At 67.1% G+C, this 14256-nt stretch carries 15 protein-coding genes; 14 read left to right on the top strand and 1 reads right to left on the bottom strand.

Annotation, left to right across the window (positions count from 1 at the left end):
- Nucleotides 1-14 precede the first annotated feature (14 nt).
- The 3 genes from blaL2 (at nucleotide 15) to M2299_RS17045 (ending at nucleotide 2949) form a co-directional block, all read left to right on the top strand.
- The gene (gene blaL2 / locus M2299_RS17055; protein ID WP_099785165.1) at nucleotides 15-929 is read left to right on the top strand and encodes a L2 family extended-spectrum class A beta-lactamase; all 915 of its coding nucleotides are present in this window, start codon (nucleotides 15-17) and stop codon (nucleotides 927-929) included.
- 107 nt (nucleotides 930-1036) lie between these two features.
- Nucleotides 1037-2251 (top strand): cation:proton antiporter, encoded by a 1215-nt coding sequence (locus M2299_RS17050; protein ID WP_099843430.1) that lies wholly within the window; start codon nucleotides 1037-1039, stop codon nucleotides 2249-2251.
- Nucleotides 2252-2307: 56 nt separating this feature from the next.
- Nucleotides 2308-2949 carry a hypothetical protein gene (locus tag M2299_RS17045; protein ID WP_099843428.1) on the top strand — a complete coding sequence of 214 codons (642 nt, stop codon included), beginning with the start codon at nucleotides 2308-2310 and terminating at the stop codon, nucleotides 2947-2949.
- 112 nt (nucleotides 2950-3061) lie between these two features.
- On the opposite strand, the gene M2299_RS17040 is transcribed toward M2299_RS17045, so the two are convergent.
- Complete coding sequence (locus tag M2299_RS17040) at nucleotides 3062-3820, bottom strand: DUF3011 domain-containing protein (RefSeq protein WP_280884727.1); 759 nt, start codon at nucleotides 3818-3820, stop codon at nucleotides 3062-3064.
- Between the two features lie 160 nt (nucleotides 3821-3980).
- Between M2299_RS17040 and aspS the strand changes: the two genes are divergently transcribed.
- The 11 genes from aspS (at nucleotide 3981) to tolQ (ending at nucleotide 14244) form a co-directional block, all read left to right on the top strand.
- Nucleotides 3981-5732 (top strand): aspartate--tRNA ligase, encoded by a 1752-nt coding sequence (gene aspS / locus M2299_RS17035; RefSeq protein ID WP_280884726.1) that lies wholly within the window; start codon nucleotides 3981-3983, stop codon nucleotides 5730-5732.
- Between the two features lie 16 nt (nucleotides 5733-5748).
- Nucleotides 5749-6084 carry a hypothetical protein gene (locus M2299_RS17030; RefSeq protein WP_025874681.1) on the top strand — a complete coding sequence of 112 codons (336 nt, stop codon included), beginning with the start codon at nucleotides 5749-5751 and terminating at the stop codon, nucleotides 6082-6084.
- Nucleotides 6085-6116: 32 nt separating this feature from the next.
- On the top strand, nucleotides 6117-6638 hold the full coding sequence (locus M2299_RS17025) for a GNAT family N-acetyltransferase (protein WP_099843426.1): 522 nt from the start codon (nucleotides 6117-6119) through the stop codon (nucleotides 6636-6638).
- A 77-nt stretch (nucleotides 6639-6715) separates the two neighbouring features.
- Nucleotides 6716-7348 (top strand): alpha/beta fold hydrolase, encoded by a 633-nt coding sequence (locus tag M2299_RS17020; RefSeq protein WP_280884725.1) that lies wholly within the window; start codon nucleotides 6716-6718, stop codon nucleotides 7346-7348.
- A gap of 165 nt (nucleotides 7349-7513) precedes the next feature.
- The gene (locus tag M2299_RS17015; RefSeq protein WP_032975140.1) at nucleotides 7514-8245 is read left to right on the top strand and encodes a YebC/PmpR family DNA-binding transcriptional regulator; all 732 of its coding nucleotides are present in this window, start codon (nucleotides 7514-7516) and stop codon (nucleotides 8243-8245) included.
- Nucleotides 8246-8374: 129 nt separating this feature from the next.
- Nucleotides 8375-8896 carry a crossover junction endodeoxyribonuclease RuvC gene (gene ruvC, locus M2299_RS17010; RefSeq protein ID WP_025874677.1) on the top strand — a complete coding sequence of 174 codons (522 nt, stop codon included), beginning with the start codon at nucleotides 8375-8377 and terminating at the stop codon, nucleotides 8894-8896.
- 13 nt (nucleotides 8897-8909) lie between these two features.
- A complete protein-coding gene (gene ruvA / locus M2299_RS17005; RefSeq protein WP_099785159.1) occupies nucleotides 8910-9503 on the top strand; it encodes a Holliday junction branch migration protein RuvA in 594 nt (197 codons plus the stop codon).
- 49 nt (nucleotides 9504-9552) lie between these two features.
- Nucleotides 9553-11472 carry a potassium transporter Kup gene (locus tag M2299_RS17000; RefSeq protein WP_033831825.1) on the top strand — a complete coding sequence of 640 codons (1920 nt, stop codon included), beginning with the start codon at nucleotides 9553-9555 and terminating at the stop codon, nucleotides 11470-11472.
- Nucleotides 11473-11986: 514 nt separating this feature from the next.
- Nucleotides 11987-13027, top strand: coding sequence for a Holliday junction branch migration DNA helicase RuvB (gene ruvB, locus M2299_RS16995; protein WP_025874674.1), 1041 nt, complete (start codon nucleotides 11987-11989; stop codon nucleotides 13025-13027).
- On the top strand, nucleotides 13017-13454 hold the full coding sequence (gene ybgC / locus M2299_RS16990) for a tol-pal system-associated acyl-CoA thioesterase (RefSeq protein WP_032975136.1): 438 nt from the start codon (nucleotides 13017-13019) through the stop codon (nucleotides 13452-13454). Before ruvB ends, ybgC begins: the two co-directional genes overlap by 11 nt.
- A 10-nt stretch (nucleotides 13455-13464) precedes the next feature.
- On the top strand, nucleotides 13465-14244 hold the full coding sequence (gene tolQ / locus M2299_RS16985) for a protein TolQ (protein ID WP_025874672.1): 780 nt from the start codon (nucleotides 13465-13467) through the stop codon (nucleotides 14242-14244).
- Nucleotides 14245-14256 lie beyond the last annotated feature (12 nt).

Genomic DNA, 14256 nt, shown 5'->3' with positions numbered 1-14256 from the left:
CACGAGGATTCCGCATGCTTGCCCGTCGTCGATTCCTGCAGTTCAGTAGTGCCGCAGTCGCCTCCACCCTTGCGTTGCCGCTGCTGGCCCGGGCTGCCGCACCCGCCACCGTGCCCGCCACACCGGTCAATGCCGCCATCGCCGCCGCCGCCGACTTCGCGGCACTGGAAAAGGCGTGCAGCGGTCGACTCGGCGTAACCCTGCTCGACAGTGCCGGTGGTCGTCGCCTCGGCCATCGCCAGGACGAACGCTTCCCGCTGTGCAGCACCTTCAAGAGCGTGCTGGCCGCCACGGTGCTCAAGCAGGCCGAGCGCGATGCGGCACTGCTGGACCGGCGCCTGCCGGTGCGGACCCAGGACCTCCTGGAGCACGCGCCGGTCACCCGCCGCCACGTCGGCAAGGACCTGACCGTGCGTGACCTGTGCCGGGCCACGTTGATCACCAGCGACAACACCGCCGCCAACCTGTTGTTCGCAGCGATCGGCGGGCCGCCAGCAGTCACCGCGTTCCTGCGCGCCAGCGGCGACACGATCACCCGCAGCGATCGCCTGGAGCCGGAACTGAACAGCTTCGCCATCGATGATCCCCGCGACACCACTACGCCGGCGGCCATTGCATCGACACTGCAGCGTCTGGTGCTGGGCAATGCACTCAGGCCTGCCTCACGCCAGCAGTTGGCCGACTGGCTGATCGACAACGAAACCGGCGATGCCTGCCTTCGTGCGGGCCTGGGCAAGCGCTGGCGGGTGGGCGACAAGACCGGCAGCAATGGCGAAGACGCCCGCAACGACATCGCCGTGTTGTGGCCGGTGCAGGGCGGTTCGCCCTGGGTCCTGACCGCCTATCTGCAGGCGGGCACGATCAGCTTCGAACAGCGCGCGGCGGTGCTTGCGCAGGTCGGGCGGATCGCCGATGGGCTGATCCGCTGAAGGGCGCCCTGCCGAAAAGATGAGGACACTTTCAGCCGTGTCCGGCTTGCCCGATCCGGATCGAACCCGCATCCTGCGCGCGTTCGATCCACACGGAAGTCCCCCCGATGAGCCATGAACTGGTCTACCTGCTGCTGATCTTCGCGCTGCTGGTCATCCCGCGCGCGCTGCAGCGGTTCAGCCTGCCGGCGCCGCTGACCTGCCTGCTGTTCGGCATCATCGGCATGCTCTGGCTGGGCGACCAGGCGCACGACGCGGTCATCGCGCTGCTGGCCACGCTGGGCATCTCCTCACTGTTCCTGTTCGCCGGCCTGGAAGTTGACCTGCAGGCCCTGCGGCGCGGCATGTGGCCGCTGCTGGCGCATCTGCTGATCCGCAGTGCGACCCTGTTCGGCGTCGGCTGGCTGGCCTGGCGTTACGCCGGCCTGCCATGGCAAGCGGCCGGGTTGCTGGCGCTTGCGCTGCTGACCCCCTCCACCGGTTTCATCATGGATTCGCTGTCGCGGCTGGGGCTGAGCGAGGACGAGCGGTTCTGGGTCACCAGCAAGGCCATCGCCGGTGAACTGCTGGCCCTGGCGGCGTTGTTCATCGTGCTGCAGGCTGGCGACCCCGGGCACATGGCGCTGTCCAGCCTGGCCCTGCTGGCGATGATGATCGGCCTGCCGCTGCTGTTCATCGCGCTCGGTCGCTGGGTCGCGCCGCATGCGCCGGGCTCGGAATTCTCGCTGCTGGTGATGGTGGGCATGGTGGCGGCGTACATCACCTACCTGCTGGGCGTGTACTACCTGGTCGGCGCCTTCATTGCCGGCCTGGTCGCGCGCCTGCTGCACCAGCGCATGCCGCTGCTGGCCTCGCACGAAAACCTGCATGCGCTGCGTCTGTTCGCCTCGTTCTTCGTGCCGTTCTACTTCTTCAACGCCGGCACCAAGGTGCCCAGCGAAGCGCTGAGCTGGGAGGCACTGGGGCTGGGCATCGTCATCACCCTGGTGGTGCTGCCGCTGCGCATCGCGGTGGTCTGGCTGCAGCGCCGCGTGATGTTCGGCGAGAGCTTCCGCAGCAGCCTGCGCGTATCGCTGGCGCTGGCACCGACGCTGATCTTCACCTTGGTGCTGGCCGCGATCATGCGCGATCGCTTCCAGATTCCCGCGGTGCTGTTCGGCGCGCTGCTGCTGTATGCGGCCTTGACCACGCTGCTGCCTTCGCTGGTGTTCCGCACGCCGTTCGATGTCGATCCGGTCGAGCAGGAGCCGGCAGGGCAGGGAGAAGATGCGCCGGTGGCGGCGACGGACGTGGTTGCCGTCGCCCCTGCAGCCGAGCGCTGAGGTGGATCCAGGGAGTGCGGTTTGCGCGCATCGGCCATGGCCGTTAGGGTTGGGGCATGAAACCGATCGCCGCTGTTGCTTCCGCCTTCGCCCTGCTCGGCCTCGCCGCCTGCTCGCAGCCATCGCATACGGTCAACCACGATCTGTCGACCGCGCCGGCCGACGCCTTCATGGCCGCGGTCGCTGCCCATTGTGGCCAGGCGTACGAGGGCAAGGTGGTGGAAGACACGCCGGCCCCTACCGGTAAAGACCCCTTCGCCGGGCAGAAGCTGGTGATGCACGTGCGGGGCTGCGCCGACCCGGGCCATGAGCTGCGCATCCCGTTCCACGTCGGCGATGATCATTCGCGCACCTGGGTGTTGACCCGCACCGAGCACGGGCTGCGCCTGAAGCACGACCATCGCCACGCCGATGGCAGTCCCGATGCGATCACCCTGTACGGCGGTGACAGCAAGCCGCCGGGCACCGCCGGACGCCAGCAGTTCCCCGCAGATGGCGAATCGGTGGCGATGTTCCGCCGTGCCGACATGCTGGCTTCAACCCACAACACCTGGGCGATGGAGATCGAGCCGGACCAGCGTTTCGTCTATGAGCTGACGCGCCCGGAAGGGCGCCGTTTCCGGGTCGAGTTCGATCTCAGCAAGCCGGTCGCGCTACCGCCGGCGCCCTGGGGTGATGCAGCGGCGCCGGCACCCTGATCGGCCCCCTGGCATGCTGCCGCGGACAGCCCGGTAGCGCCGGGCCATGCCCGGCGGCTTTCAAGCGGACACCCTGCCACTGCGCTCGCCGGGCATGGCCCGGCGCTACCCCTCAACGCGTGCCGAAGCGCGCCCGGCAGCCGTTGCTGACCCACACATTGCCGCGCGAGTAGCCCCAGGTCCGGCCTTCCTGGCAGGCGCTGCCGGACAGCTGCTGCTGCAGCACAGGCCGGCCCTGGCGTTCATCCCAGTTGCAGCTCTGCTGGCGGTTGTTGTTGCTGCTGCAGGTCACGGTGTAGTTGCTGTTGCCACCACCCCAACCGCCGCCATTGCCCCCACCATTGCCGCCGCCCCAGCCACCGCGGGCCTCGGCGAACTCGGCGCGGCAGCCGCGGTTGACCCAGATCGCGCCGTTGCGCACGCCCCAGTTCTGGCCTTCCACGCACTGCGTGCCGGAGATCTGCCGGACCACGCGTGCATTGCGCCAGCCCACCGGGCAGCTGCGTTCGCGGTTGTCCTGGCTTTCGCAGCGCACGGTGCCGCTGTTGCCGTTGCCGTTGCCACCACCCCAACCGCCGCCGTTGCCGCCACCCCAGCCGCCTCGGCCCTGGGTGAATTCGGCGCGGCAGCCGTTGTTGACCCAGATGCTGCCATTGCGGGTGCCCCAGGTTCGGCCTTCCACACAGGCCGAGCCGGACAGCTGGCGGACCAGCCGGGCATCGCGCCAGCCGGTGCTGCAGACGCGTTCACGGTTGTTCTGGCTCTCGCAGCGGACCACCCCGTCCTGCGCGGCGGCAGGGGCGGAGTGCAGGGCGAGCGCGGTAAAGGTGCCAAGGATCACGGCCAGGCTGGCCAGGGACTGCGGTTTCATGGCGACATCCCCATACGGGAGTAGGTGCGCGACTATAAGGACGGGGGCGATCAAGCCCGCGTGACCGTCCGCATTTGCCCCGGCCGGGGCGTCGGCCGCAGAATAAGAGGCTTTCCGGCCCCCATCAGGCGCCGGCGTTCTCCAGCGGAGCTTTCCCCCAATGCGTACCCACTTCTGCGGCCTGGTCGATGAGACCCTGATTGGCCAGACTGTCACCCTCGCCGGCTGGACCGACGTGGCCCGTAACCAGGGCGGCGTCTGCTTCATCGATCTCCGCGATCATGAAGGCATCGTGCAGGTGACGGTGGAGCTCGACAACGCCGAAGTGTTCGCCGTGGCCGCCTCGCTGGGCTATGAGGACGTGCTGCAGGTGGAAGGCGTGGTACGTGCCCGCCACGCGGTCAACGACAAGCTGCGCACGGGCAAGGTGGAAGTGATCGCCACCGCCATCACCGTGCTGAACAAGGCCGCACCGCTGCCGTTCCACGCCCACGAGAACCCGGGCGAAGAAACCCGCCTGAAGTACCGCTACCTGGACCTGCGCCGTCCGGAGATGCAGCGCATGCAGCGCACCCGCATCAAGCTGGTGCAGGCCCTGCGCCGCCACCTGGACGAGAAGGGCTTCCAGGACATCGAAACGCCGATCCTGACCAAGGCCACCCCGGAAGGTGCACGCGACTTCCTGGTGCCGGCGCGCATGCACCCGGGCGAGTTCTATGCCCTGCCGCAGAGCCCGCAGCTGTTCAAGCAGATCCTGATGGTGGCCGGCTTCGACCGCTACTACCAGATCGCGCGCTGCTTCCGCGACGAGGCCCTGCGTGCCGACCGCCAGCTGGAATTCACCCAGCTGGACATGGAGTTCGCCTTCGTCCGCGAGCGCGACGTGCAGGACTTCGTCGAAGACATGATCCGCGCCATCTTCAAGGAAGTGGTCGACGTCGAACTGGATGCCAGCTTCCCGCGCATGACCTGGGCCGAGGCGATGCGTCGCTATGGTTCGGACAAGCCTGACCTGCGCATCGCGCTGGAACTGGTGGACGTGGCCGAGCTGGTCAAGACCAGCGAATTCCCGGTGTTCACCGCTGCTGCCAACGATGCCGATGGCCGCGTCGCCGCCCTGCGCATCCCCGGTGGTGCCAGCCTGTCGCGCAAGCAGATCGACGAGTACGCCGCGCACGCCGCCAAGTACGGTGCGAAGGGCCTGGCCTACATCAAGGTGGGCGAGAACGGTGAAATCAGCTCGCCGATCCAGAAGTTCTTCAGTGAAGAGGGCTTCGCCACCCTGGTCGCCCATGTCGGCGCCGGCAACGGCGACATCGTGTTCTTCGGTGCCGGCGGCTACAACAAGGTGTCCGACTTCATGGGCGCGCTGCGCCTGAAGGCCGGCAAGGACTTCGGTCTGGTCGCCGACGGCTGGGCACCGCTGTGGGTCACCGACTTCCCGATGTTCGAATGGGACGAGGAAGCGCAGCGCTACGTCGCCCTGCATCACCCCTTCACCGCGCCGGCCGTGGACGACATCGCCGACCTGCGCGCGCACGCCAAGACCGCCGTTTCGCGCGGCTACGACATGGTGCTCAACGGCAATGAAATCGGCGGCGGTTCGATCCGTATCCACCGCCCCGACATGCAGAGCGCGGTGTTCGAACTGCTCGGCATCGGTGCCGAAGAAGCCCGCGCCAAGTTCGGCTTCCTGCTCGACGCGCTGAACTACGGCGCGCCGCCGCACGGTGGCATCGCCTTCGGCATCGACCGCATTGCCGCGCTGATGGCCGGCACCGAGTCGATCCGCGACGTCATCCCGTTCCCGAAGACCACCGGTGCGCAGGATCTGATGACCGACGCGCCGTCGCCGATCGTCGACGAGCAGCTGGCCGAAGTGCACATCCAGGTTCGCCCCAAGAAAAACTGATCAGGAGATCCAGGCAATGACCGAGTTTGCGTTTTCGCTGGAGTGGGAAAAGCTGGGCAATGAAGGCTCCGAGGCCAACCTGGTCACCGAGCGTGCACGTGTCTTCGGTGGTTGGCTGGTCCGTGTCGGTACCAACCCGTCGGCCATGGCCCTGACCTTCGTCGCCGACGGCGAAGGCCGCTGGGACGGTGAAGACTTCGGCGTCGAGGATTACGAAGACGACGAAGAGGAAGAGTACGACGAGGACGAGGAAGGCGAAGAAGAGGAAGACGGCGAGGAAGAAGAGGACGACGAGGAATACGAAGAAGAGGAAGAGGAAGAAGACGACAAGGAGCCGGCGGAACGGGCTTGACCCGAACCGTGGTCCTGACGTCAACTCGACCCATGTATTCGATCCGCCGCGCCACTGTGGACGACGCGCCGACCCTGTCGGCGCTGGCCGCACGCACGTTCACCGAAACCTTCGGCCATCTGTATCCGCCGCAGGACCTGCAGGACTTCATCGACGAGGCCTACACGGTCGAGCGTCAGCGCACGATCCTGGCCCACCCCGATTACGCGGTGTGGCTGCTGGAGCTGGACGGGGAGGCGGTCGGCCATGCCGCCGCCGGCCCCTGTGGGTTGCCGCATCCGGAGGTGAAGCCCGGTGACGGTGAGCTCAAGCGCCTGTACCTGATCAAGACGCAGCAGAGCTGCGGCTGGGGCAGCCGCCTGCTGGAAACCGCGCTGGCCTGGCTGGAGCACGACGGCCCGCGCACGCTGTGGCTGGGCGTGTGGTCGGAAAACTTCGGCGCGCAGCGCTTCTACGCCCGGTATGGTTTTGAAAAGGCCGGCGAGTACCTGTTCCCGGTGGGCGATACCAACGATCTTGAGTTCATCCTGCGCCGTTTGCCGCATCCGGCCTGAAACCGTTCACCGCCGCTTGCCCCTGGCTTCTGTTCAATCACCGTAGTTCCGCCCCGCTGACCGCCAGGCTGTTGCACATGACTCCCCCCGTTCTGTTGTTGCATGGCATCTGGAATGCCCGTGCCTGGGTCGGGCCGCTGGCCTGGCGCCTGCGCGCGCGCGGCTTCCAGGTCCATACCTTTGGCTACTCGTCCGTATTTGGCGGTCCCGATGTGGCCGTGCCGCAGTTGCTGGAGCGGCTGGCAGATGCAGGCCCGCTGTCGCTGGTCGGGCACAGCCTGGGTGGCCTGCTGGCGCTGGAAGCCCTGCGCCGGCAGCCGCAGCTGCCCGTGCAGCGCGTGGTCTGCCTGGGATCGCCACTGCGGGGCAGTGGTACTGCGCGCTCGTTGTCCGAACATGGTTGGGGCCTGGCCCTGGGCCGCAGCAGCGAGCTGCTGCTGGACGGGCTGCCGGACTGGCAGGGCAAGGCCGCCGTCGGCCTGATCGCCGGCTCGGTGCCACATGGGCTGGGCAGCCTGCTCGGGGCGCTGGATGACGATTCCGACGGTACCGTGGCGCTGGCCGAGACCCGCCTGCCAGGCCTGGCCGACCACTGCGTGGTGCGCACCAGCCACAGCGGCCTGGTGGTGTCGCCCGATGCCGCGCGGCAGACCGCGCATTTCCTCCGCCATGGCCAGTTCGACCATGGCCGGAACGCTGCCGCCGCGTAAGGCGGTTCGCCGGGCATGGCCCGGCGCTACCACGGCGGTGCACCCCCGGTAGCGCCGGGCCATGCCCGGCGAGCGCAGCGGCATCCATCCGTCCTCGACACGGTCAGCGGGCCCGATCAGGTAGAATCCGCGGCCTTATCCATCAACGCACGTACGGAAAGACCCATGGGTAGAGGCCCCTCCATCGAGAACCGCAAGAACGCGTCTGACGCGAAGCGCGGCAAGATTTTCACCAAGATCATCCGTGAGATCGGCGTGGCCGCCCGCGGCGGTGGAGGCGACCCCAACAACAACCCGCGCCTGCGTGTAGCCGTGGACAAGGCGCTGACCGCGAACATGTCCAAGGACGTGATCGAGCGCGCCATCAAGAAGGCCACCGGTGAACTGGAAGGCGTCGAGTACGAAGAGATCCGCTACGAGGGCTACGCGCCCGGTGGCGTGGCCGTCATCGTCGATTGCCTGACCGACAACCGCGTGCGCACCGTGGCCGATGTCCGCCATGCGTTCAGCAAGTGCGGCGGCAACATGGGCACCGAAGGCTCGGTCAGCTTCATGTTCAAGCGCGTGGGCGTGCTGCACTACGGCGCCGGCGCCGATGAGGACGCCATCTCCGAAGCGGCCATCGAGGCCGGTGCCGATGACATCGTGGTCTACCCGGAGGATGGCGCGATCGACGTGCTCACCGCCGCGGACAGCTTCCACGCAGTCAAGGATGCGATGCAGGCGGCTGGCCGCACGCCGGATCATGCCGAGCTGACCTTCCGTGCCGACAACGACATCAAGGTCGAGGGCGACACCGTCCTGCAGGTCAAGAAGCTGCTGGACATGCTGGAAGACCTCGACGACGTGCAGGACGTGTACTCCAACGCCGATCTCGGCGCGGACGCCTACGCCTGAACGGACGCTGCGCCGGTCGCCTTTGGCGGCCGGTGAGCGGACAATGCGGACCATGATGACCCCAGACGTTTCCAGCCATCACCGCCGCATGCGTCCTTCCCGGATCAGCGGCCTGCGCGCGTGTGCCGCATGACCCGCATTCTCGGCATCGACCCGGGTTCGCAACGGACCGGGGTCGGCATCATCGATGTCGATGCCAGCGGCCGGGTCAGCCACGTGCATCACCAGCCGCTGGTGCTGCTCGGTGCCGATGACTTTCCGCAGCGCATGAAGCTGCTGGTGCTGGGCCTGGCCGAGCTGTGCCTGGAGTTCCAGCCGCAGGAAGTGGCCATCGAAAAGGTGTTCATGGCGCGCAACCCCGATTCGGCGCTGAAGCTGGGCCAGGCCCGTGGCGCGGCGATTTCGGCGGTGGTGCTGCGCGACCTGCCGGTGCACGAATACGCTGCCAGCGAGATCAAGCTGGCGGTGGTCGGTCGTGGCGGCGCCGAAAAGCAACAGGTTCAACACATGGTCGGGCTCATGCTCAACCTGAAAACCAAGCTGCAGGCCGACGCGGCCGACGCGTTGGCCGTGGCCATCACCCATGCCCACGTAAGGGCAACGGCCAACCGCCTGGGGCTGACTGCCCGCCAGGCGTGGGGCCGCAAATGAGGAGCTGCACGCAATGATCGGTCGACTGCGCGGAATCGTCGCCTACAAGGCGCCGCCGTGGCTGGTGGTGGACGTCAACGGGGTGGGCTACGAGCTGGAGGCGCCGATGAGCACCTTCTACGACCTGCCCGAGCTGGGCCGTGAGGTCACGCTGTACACCCATTATTCGCAGAAGGAAGACAGCGTCTCGCTGTACGGCTTCCTGCGCGAAGGCGAGCGCCGCCTGTTCCGCGACGTGCAGAAGGTCAGCGGCATCGGCGCGAAGATCGCGCTGGCCGTGCTGTCCGGGGTCACCGTCGAAGAATTCGCCCGCATGGTCCAGGCCGGTGACATCACCGCGCTGACCCGCATCCCGGGCATCGGCAAGAAGACCGCCGAGCGCATGGTGCTGGAACTGCGCGACCGCGCGGCGCAGTTCGGTGCCGGTGGCGCACTGCCGACCGGCAGTGGCCCGGCCCCGGCCGATCCGCTGTCCGATGCCACCGTGGCCCTGCAGCAGCTGGGCTACAAGCCCGTCGAGGCGGCGCGGATGGCGCGCGAGGCCTTCAACGAGGGCGACGAAGTGGCCATGGTCATCCGCAAGGCCCTGCAATCGGCGCTGCGCTGATCCGCTCCGTTTCCTTCCCCATTACACCCTGAGCTTCGCCAGGAGCCCCATGTCCAGCAGTCAAACCCCGCACACCGCCGCCCATGGTGGCCATGGTCACGCTCCCCCCGCCGGGGGCCTGGCGCTGATCATCGGTGCGATCGGCGTGGTCTTCGGCGATATCGGCACCAGCCCGCTGTACACCCTGAAGGAGGCGTTCTCGCCGCACTACGGGCTCAACAGCGACCACGACACCGTGCTGGGCGTGCTGTCGCTGGCGTTCTGGGCGCTGAACATCGTGGTCACCCTGAAGTACGTGACCATCATCATGCGCGCCGACAATGACGGCGAGGGCGGCATCATGGCGCTGATGGCGCTGACCCAGCGCACGCTGCGCAATGGGTCGCGCTCGGCCTATGTGGTCGGCATCCTCGGCATCTTCGGCGCCTCGCTGTTCTTCGGCGATGGCGTGATCACCCCGGCGATATCGGTGCTGGGTGCCGTCGAAGGCCTGGAGGTCGCTGCCCCCGGGCTGCACGCCTTCATCGTGCCGATCACCGTGGTGGTGCTGCTGGCCGTGTTCGCGGTGCAGCGTTTCGGTACCGCTAAGATCGGCAAGCTGTTCGGCCCGATCACCTCGATCTGGTTCATTTCGCTGGCCGCGATCGGCATCTACAACATCGTCGACGCGCCGGAAGTGCTGAAGGCGTTCAACCCGTGGTGGGCGATCCGCTTCTTCATGGAGCACGGCTGGCACAGCATCTTCATCCTCGGCGCGGTGGTGCTGGCGGTGACCGGCGGCGAGGCGCTGTACGCCGACATGGGCCACTTCGGTGCCAAGCCGATCCGCCACGCCTGGTACTTCTTCGTGCTGCCCTGCCTGGTGCTGAACTACCTGGGGCAGGGCGCGCTGGTGCTCAACCATCCCGAGGCGGTGAAGAACCCGTTCTTCGAGGCGGTGCCGTCGTGGGCGCTGTACCCGATGATCATCCTGGCCACGATGGCTGCGGTGATCGCCTCGCAGTCGGTGATCACCGGTGCGTTCTCGGTCTCGCGCCAGGCCATGCAGCTGGGCTACATCCCGCGCATGCGCATCAAGCACACCTCGCACGACACCATCGGCCAGATCTACATCCCCGGCATCAACTGGGGCATCGCGGTGATGGTGATCGGCCTGGTGCTGGCCTTCCGCAGCTCGTCCAACCTGGCCGTGGCCTACGGCATCTCGGTGTCGGCCACCATGCTGATCGATACCCTGCTGCTGGCCCTGGTTGCACGTTCGCTGTGGCCCAAGGCACGCAACTGGATCCTGCCCTTGTGCGTGGTGTTCTTCATCATCGATCTGGGCTTTGTCATCGCCAACGGCGCCAAGCTGCTGCAGGGCGCCTGGTTCCCGGTGGTGCTGGGCATCTTCCTGTTCACCATGATGCGCACCTGGCGCCGTGGCCGCGAACTGCTGCGCGACGAGATCCGCAAGGACGGCATCCGCATCGACACCTTCCTGCCGGGCCTGATGCTGGCGCCGCCGGTACGCGTACCCGGTACCGCGGTGTTCCTCACCGCCGACCCGACCGTGGCCCCGCATGCGCTGATGCACAACCTCAAGCACAACAAGGTGCTGCACGAGCGCAACGTGTTCCTGCATGTGGTGACCCTGCCGGTGCCGTACGCGGCGGAAGGGCAGCGCCTGAAGATCGAATCGGTGGGCGATGAGTTCTATCGGGTCTACGTGCGTTTCGGCTTCATGGAGACCCCCGACGTGCCGCTGGCGCTGATGCGCTCGTGCGACCACGGTGGCATCTACTTCGACCCGATGGACACCACCTTCTTCGCCAGCCGCGAGACCATCGTCGCCACCGCCAACCGTGGCATGCCGATCTGGCGCGACAAGCTGTTCGCGCTGATGCACAGGAACGCCGCCCCGGCGACGGGCTTCTTCCGTATTCCGGGCAACCGCCTGGTCGAGCTGGGCGCGCAGGTGGAGATCTAATCTCCACCTGCGCTACGTCCCACGATTTGCTGCGCAAATCGTGGGCCCCGCCCGCATTCCGCCTTAACCCCCCGCCTGTCGGCGCGCCCCCTTGAACAACAAGGGGGCTCCACTTGCGGAGGCGCCGCGTGCCAGAAGCCGAGCCCACTCTGCTCCTCAGTTCCATCCACCCATGGCGTGGATCTACCGTGTCGACCAAGGTCGACACCCACCAATAGCAGGCCATGCCGTGTCGACCAAGGTCGACACCTACCAGGAGCAGGCCATGCCATTCCGGCAGATCGCGGAGATCTGTCGAAGGCGGGGTGAGTCCGGTTGCGGGGGCGTGAGCGCCATGGATGGCGTGACCGAGCTTACATGGACGTACTTGCAGGTCCCCCGCAACCGGACCCACCCCGCCATCCATCAGGAAACCTGCTTCTGCTGTCGCTTCGGCAGTTGAAGTTGCAGTTGCTTCTGCGGGTGCCGGGCGCAGCCTGGCCGAATCTCCCCGCTTTTACCGCATAATCAGCACATGACCGACGACCGCATCATCGCCGCCGGCGCCACCCGCGAGGATGACGCCGCCGACGCCAGCATCCGACCCAAGCGACTTGCCGATTACCTCGGCCAGGTGCCGGTGCGCGAGCAGATGGAGATCTACATCCAGGCCGCCAAGGGTCGTGGCGACGCGCTGGACCACGTCCTGATCTTCGGCCCCCCCGGCCTGGGCAAGACCACCCTCAGCCACGTCATCGCCAACGAACTGGGCGTGGCCCTGCGCGTGACCTCCGGCCCGGTGATCGAGAAGGCCGGCGATCTGGCCGCGCTGCTGACCAACCTGCAGCCGCACGATGTGCTGTTCATCGACGAGATCCATCGCCTGTCGCCGGTGGTGGAAGAAGTGCTGTATCCGGCGATGGAAGATTTCCAGATCGACATCATGATCGGCGAGGGCCCTGCGGCGCGCTCGATCAAGATCGACCTGCCGCCGTTCACCCTGATCGGCGCCACCACCCGCGCCGGCCTGCTGACCGCACCGCTGCGCGACCGCTTCGGCATCGTCCAGCGCCTGGAGTTCTACAGCGTCGAAGAACTGACCCGCATCGTGCGCCGCTCGGCCGCGATCCTGGCCATCGACTGCACCGCCGACGGGGCAGGGGAGATCGCGCGCCGCGCGCGTGGCACCCCTCGTATCGCCAACCGCCTGCTGCGCCGCGTGCGCGATTACGCCCAGGTCAAGGCCGGTGGCCACATCGACCAGACCGTAGCCCAGGCCGCAATGCAGATGCTCAAGGTCGACCCGGAAGGCTTCGACGAGCTTGACCGCCGGCTGCTGAAGACCATGGTCGATTACTTCGACGGTGGCCCGGTAGGCATCGAGTCGCTCGCCGCGGCGCTGTCCGAAGAGCGTGGCACGCTGGAAGACGTGGTCGAGCCGTACCTGATCCAGCAGGGCTTCCTGGTGCGCACCGCGCGTGGCCGCATGGCGACCCACAAGGCCTACCGGCACATGGGCCTGAAGCCGAAGAACCCGCCGCAGGACCTGTTTGCCGAGGTCCCCGATGTCGGTTGAACCGCGATTCAGTTGGCCGACACGCATTTACTGGGAAGATACCGACGCTGGCGGGGTGGTCTACCACGCCCGCTACGTGGCCTTCATGGAACGGGCCCGGACCGAATGGATGCGCGCGCTGGGCTACGGCCAGGAGCGCATGCGGTCCGAGCACGGCATGGTATTCGCGGTGCGCTCCATGCAGATGGATTTCATCAAGCCGGCACGGCTGGATGACCAGCTGCAGGTAAGCGCCACCCTGGTCCAGCTGAAGAAGGCCAGCATGGTCTTCGACCAGCAGGTCCTGCGCGACGGCCAGCTGCTGCTGTCCGCACAGGTCCGCATCGCCGCACTGGACGCGGCCAGTTTCCGCCCGCGTGGCATGGACGATGCCGTCCTTGCCGCGCTGCAACCCCACCTCCACCCCGAATCCGAACAGAACTCTTGAGGAACAACGGATGATCGCAACGCTCCTGGCCCTGCAGGCCACGGTCACCGAGGCTTTGCCGGCTGACGTCAGCAATGCCGCGACCCAGACCCTTGCCCAGGCCACCACCGGCGGCGGCATCAACTACCTCGAACTGATGGCCAAGGCCAGCTTGCCGGTGAAGATCATCGTGCTGGCGCTGCTGGTCGGCTCGTTCGTCAGCTGGGTCATCATTTTCCGCAAGGCCCGCATCTTCAAGCAGGCCACCCGCGAAGCCGACGAGTTCGAGAACCGCTTCTGGTCCGGTGCCGACCTGGGCAAGCTGTACAGCTCGGCCACCGACCGCAGCCGCAATGTCGGCGGCCTGGAAGCCATCTTCGAAGCCGGTTTCCGCGAGTACACCCGCCTGCGCGACAAGCGCCGGCTGGATGGCCGTGCCCAGCTGGAAGGTGCCCAGCGCGCCATGCGCACCACCTACACCCGCGAAGTCGACCAGCTCGAGCGCAACCTGGAGCTGCTGGCCAACATCGGCTCGACCGCCCCGTACGTTGGCCTGGTCGGTACCGTGTTCGGCATCATGGTGACCATGCACGACATGATCAGCAGCGGCGCCCAGGCCGGTATCGCCGCCGTCGCCCCGGGCATCTCCGAAGCGCTGTTCGCCACTGCCATCGGCCTGTTCGTGGCGATCCCGGCGGTATGGGCCTACAACCGCTTCACCACCCGCGTGGAGCGCATGTCGGTGCGTTTCGAGACCTTCGCCGACGAGTTCAGCTCGATCCTGCAGCGCCAGAGCGCTGGCGACGAGTAAGCGCCAGACCCG

The organism is Stenotrophomonas sp. 1278 (assembly GCF_029892765.1).
GTDB lineage: Bacteria > Pseudomonadota > Gammaproteobacteria > Xanthomonadales > Xanthomonadaceae > Stenotrophomonas > Stenotrophomonas indicatrix.
The sequence above is the reverse complement of the archived record's forward strand: the minus strand, read 5'-3'. Positions and strand labels throughout refer to the sequence as shown.

Coding starts and splice junctions, on each gene's coding strand:
- blaL2 (WP_099785165.1), top strand. CDS start 15: ATGCTTGCCCGTCGTCGATTCCTGCAGTTCAGTAGTGCCGCAGTCGCC.
- M2299_RS17050 (WP_099843430.1), top strand. CDS start 1,037: ATGAGCCATGAACTGGTCTACCTGCTGCTGATCTTCGCGCTGCTGGTC.
- M2299_RS17045 (WP_099843428.1), top strand. CDS start 2,308: ATGAAACCGATCGCCGCTGTTGCTTCCGCCTTCGCCCTGCTCGGCCTC.
- M2299_RS17040 (WP_280884727.1), bottom strand. CDS start 3,820: ATGAAACCGCAGTCCCTGGCCAGCCTGGCCGTGATCCTTGGCACCTTT.
- aspS (WP_280884726.1), top strand. CDS start 3,981: ATGCGTACCCACTTCTGCGGCCTGGTCGATGAGACCCTGATTGGCCAG.
- M2299_RS17030 (WP_025874681.1), top strand. CDS start 5,749: ATGACCGAGTTTGCGTTTTCGCTGGAGTGGGAAAAGCTGGGCAATGAA.
- M2299_RS17025 (WP_099843426.1), top strand. CDS start 6,117: ATGTATTCGATCCGCCGCGCCACTGTGGACGACGCGCCGACCCTGTCG.
- M2299_RS17020 (WP_280884725.1), top strand. CDS start 6,716: ATGACTCCCCCCGTTCTGTTGTTGCATGGCATCTGGAATGCCCGTGCC.
- M2299_RS17015 (WP_032975140.1), top strand. CDS start 7,514: ATGGGTAGAGGCCCCTCCATCGAGAACCGCAAGAACGCGTCTGACGCG.
- ruvC (WP_025874677.1), top strand. CDS start 8,375: ATGACCCGCATTCTCGGCATCGACCCGGGTTCGCAACGGACCGGGGTC.
- ruvA (WP_099785159.1), top strand. CDS start 8,910: ATGATCGGTCGACTGCGCGGAATCGTCGCCTACAAGGCGCCGCCGTGG.
- M2299_RS17000 (WP_033831825.1), top strand. CDS start 9,553: ATGTCCAGCAGTCAAACCCCGCACACCGCCGCCCATGGTGGCCATGGT.
- ruvB (WP_025874674.1), top strand. CDS start 11,987: ATGACCGACGACCGCATCATCGCCGCCGGCGCCACCCGCGAGGATGAC.
- ybgC (WP_032975136.1), top strand. CDS start 13,017: ATGTCGGTTGAACCGCGATTCAGTTGGCCGACACGCATTTACTGGGAA.
- tolQ (WP_025874672.1), top strand. CDS start 13,465: ATGATCGCAACGCTCCTGGCCCTGCAGGCCACGGTCACCGAGGCTTTG.